Annotated in this window: 2 protein-coding genes; both read left to right on the forward strand. The window is 68.0% G+C overall.

Annotation, left to right across the window (positions count from 1 at the left end):
• Positions 1-720 precede the first annotated feature (720 nt).
• The gene (locus tag GT045_RS35390; RefSeq protein ID WP_202529327.1) at positions 721-1,836 is read left to right on the forward strand and encodes a hypothetical protein; all 1,116 of its coding nucleotides are present in this window, start codon (positions 721-723) and stop codon (positions 1,834-1,836) included.
• A gap of 301 nt (positions 1,837-2,137) precedes the next feature.
• On the forward strand, positions 2,138-3,306 hold a 1,169-nt coding region (locus tag GT045_RS35395; protein WP_161333987.1), incomplete at its 3' end, for a glutathione-independent formaldehyde dehydrogenase.

Genomic DNA, 3,306 nt, shown 5'->3' on the forward strand with positions numbered 1-3,306 from the left:
GGCCGGACACGGCCGGGGCCCCAAACGCGTGCACCCGCCTGGTGGTTGGGAGGCATCGGGCTTATCGGACGCACCGCAGGGTACGTGAACGATGCAACGGCCCCGCAGGCCCAGCAGTGGAACCCTGCTCCTCCTGTCTGCGGGGCCGCTGCCTGCCCCGCGCGACGCGCTACCGCCTTCCCCGCAACTCGATGCGCGGTCTCTCTGCCGCCGGCTCACCCCAGCTCGAGGGGAGGTGAGTCGGCGTCCTGGGACGGCCAGGACCGTGCGCAGTTGTCCTCTCTGGCGGTCGACGTTGCTGGAAGTGCCGGTCACCGAGCAGGGGATACGTGTCCGACGTCCAGGTCGCCGTGGAGCCGGTGAGGACGGGCGGGGTGGCGCCACCGGCCGGATGCGTCCCGGGCAACGCCGATGCCGACCTCCGGTACCAGGGTGAGCCGGGTCAGGGGCACGTCCAGGATGCGCTGTGCTCCCCATGCCGAGAGGGTCCATCCCTGCCGCCTTGCAGCACCGTCCGGGGAGCGGTGACCGCTTCGATGGTGGCTTGGTGACGCCGGCCTAGTGGTGAAATCTCAATATCTCAAGCCTGTGTGATCGGCGCACGAAAGAGGGCATGGGCTTCGACCGTCGCACGGCCGTCGGTTATGGGTGTCGACGTTACGTACGGGACATTCGGGGCACTGGTGAGGCGCCGGGGCAGCCGAAGAGGAAGGTCCGGTCATGCGGGAGTCGTCGCAGGACATCACAGTCGTGGCTCTCCTGGCGGATCCGGACGCGCCGACGGAGATCGCGCAGCGCATAGCGCGGACACTCCCTGCTCGGCTCGTCGAGAAGACAGGCCAGGGTCGACGGTTCGATGTCGAGGTGGTCAGTGAGCCCTTCACCGCCGGGACCGAGGACTTGTCCACCCTGACGGACCGGATCAAGGAGCGCAGGCGGGCGGAGCATTGGGACATCGTTGTGGCCCTCACCGACCTTCCACTGCACTCACACGGGCGCAAACTCGTCGTGGATCTGAGTCACGAACACAGCCTGGCCCTGCTGTCCCTTCCGTCGCTCGGGGGTCTGTGGCTTCAGAGGAGGGCGCTGCGGGCGGTCGAAGAAGCCGTGCTCAGCCTGGCGACTCCGCGAGCCCCTGGGACTGGGGAGCCTTCCCCGCATCAGACGCTGGGAAGGTTCGCCAGCCGCCTTGCGCCCATTCACCCTGGCCGAATCGGTGCGGAGGAGACCGCCGATCTCCGGTACGTCGTCAGTGGCCCGCGCGGTTACCTCAGGGTGCTCGGCGGTATGGTCCGCGCCAACCAGCCGTGGCGGTTGGTGCCGGGTCTGTCGAAAGCCCTGGCAGCCGCCCTGGCCACAGGAGCGGTCGCCACCGTGAACTCCACCCTGTGGAATCTGTCCGGGGCGCTGAGCACGCCGCGCCTCGTGATCGCCATGGTCGGCTCCGTCGCGCTCATGATCGGCTGGCTGATCGTGGACGCGCATCTGTGGCATCGATCAACGGACACCTCGCCGGAGGAGAGGACGAGGACAGTTCTCTACAACGCGTCCACGGTCGTGACCGTCGGCATCGGGGTGCTCGTCTGCTACGCGGGTTTGCTGATCATCAACTTGATGTGGGCGCTCTTCATCCTCAACGACAAAGTTTTCGTTTCCCTGACACGTTCCCCCTTGCACGCCACGGAATATTGGACGCTGGCCTGGTTCGTCGCTTCGATAGCCACGGTGGGCGGCGCGCTGGGGTCCGGTCTGGAGAGCGACGAGGCGATCCGGGCAGCCGCCTACTCCAAGCGCGAACAGGAGCGTCGCAGCATGCTGGAGGACAACGGTGACTAGCTGGCCGGAGGGGGAGACGCGCCCTGGGTCGCCGGCCATCCGGACGCAAAAAAATCGTCTGATCGATCGGTGAGGGTTGTTTCGCGGCGGGGGCCGACGGGGACCCGCACGGCACGCTGTCGGAGCGCCGAAGCTCCGCCCGGCGGGCCGGCGGGCCGGCGGCACATGACCGTTCCATCTGATTCAGGTGAACGGCCCCTAAGGAGTATTGGAGCCCCGGGCCCCCGTCGCAGCGCTTCCGGGAGTCAGGCTCTGTGTGCCCTTTCCTCACCGCCAGGCCGTGACATCAAGGGAAGTCACCATGAAAGCAGCGGTATACGAAGGACCGCGAACGGTCACCGTGAAGGACGTGCCGGACGCGAAGATCGAACACCCCTGCGACATCATCGTCAAGATCACCACCACCAACATCTGCGGCTCGGACCTGCACATGTACGAGGGCCGCACCTCGTTCGAGTCCGGCCGCACCCTGGGCCACGAGAACATGGGCCAGGTCGTGGAGGTCGGCTCGGCCGTCCGCAAGGTCCAGGTCGGCGAATACGTGGTCCTGCCCTTCAACATCGCCTGCGGCTTCTGCAAGCAGTGCGAGCAGGGCCTGACCAACTACTGCCTGACCATGCAGCCGGAACCGGCCCTCGCCGGAGCCGCCTACGGATTCGCCGACATGGGCCCCTACCAGGGCGGCCAGGCGGAACTGCTGCGCGTGCCCTACGGCGACTTCAACGCGCTGCGCCTGGGCGAGGACGCCGCCGAACGCCAGACCGACTACGTGATGCTCGCCGACATCTTCCCCACCGGCTACCACGCCACCGAGATGGCCCACGTCAAACCGGGCGACCAGACCATCGTCTTCGGGGCCGGCCCCGTCGGGCTGATGGCGACCTACTCCGCCCTCCTCAAGGGCGCCGGCCGCGTCTGGACGGCCGACCACCACCCCGACCGGCTGCGCAAGGCGGAGGAGATCGGGGCCATCCCCATCAACACCGCCGAGCAGAACCCCGCGGAGGTCGTCAAGGAAGCCACCCTCGGCCTGGGCGCCGACAACGGCTGCGAATGCGTCGGCTACCAGGCACACGACCCCCAGGGACACGAGGACGCCAGCCTCACCCTCAACGGCCTGATCGACTCGGTCCGGTTCACGGGCGACATCGGCGTGGTGGGCGTGTTCCTCCCCCAGGACCCCGGCGGCGCGCAGGCCCAGGGCGAACTCGAGGCCCAGGGCAAGGTCCCGATCGACTTCGGCCTGATGTGGTTCAAGGGCCAGCACATGGGCACCGGGCAGGCGCCGGTGAAGCGGTACAACCGGGCGCTGCGGGACCTGATCGCCGGCGGGAAGGCCGAACCGAGCTTCGTCGTCTCCCACGAACTCAGCCTGGACGAGGCCCCCACCGCCTACGAGCACTTCGACGCCCGTGACGAGGGCTGGACCAAGGTCGTCCTGCATCCCGACGGCCACGGCAACGGCCACAA

Source organism: Streptomyces sp. SID486 (assembly GCF_009865385.1).
Classification (GTDB): Bacteria; Actinomycetota; Actinomycetes; order Streptomycetales; family Streptomycetaceae; genus Streptomyces.

What these genes read in the sequence shown, in the direction of transcription:
- GT045_RS35390 (WP_202529327.1), top strand. Translation starts at nt 721, where the DNA reads ATGCGGGAGTCGTCGCAGGACATCACAGTCGTGGCTCTCCTGGCGGAT.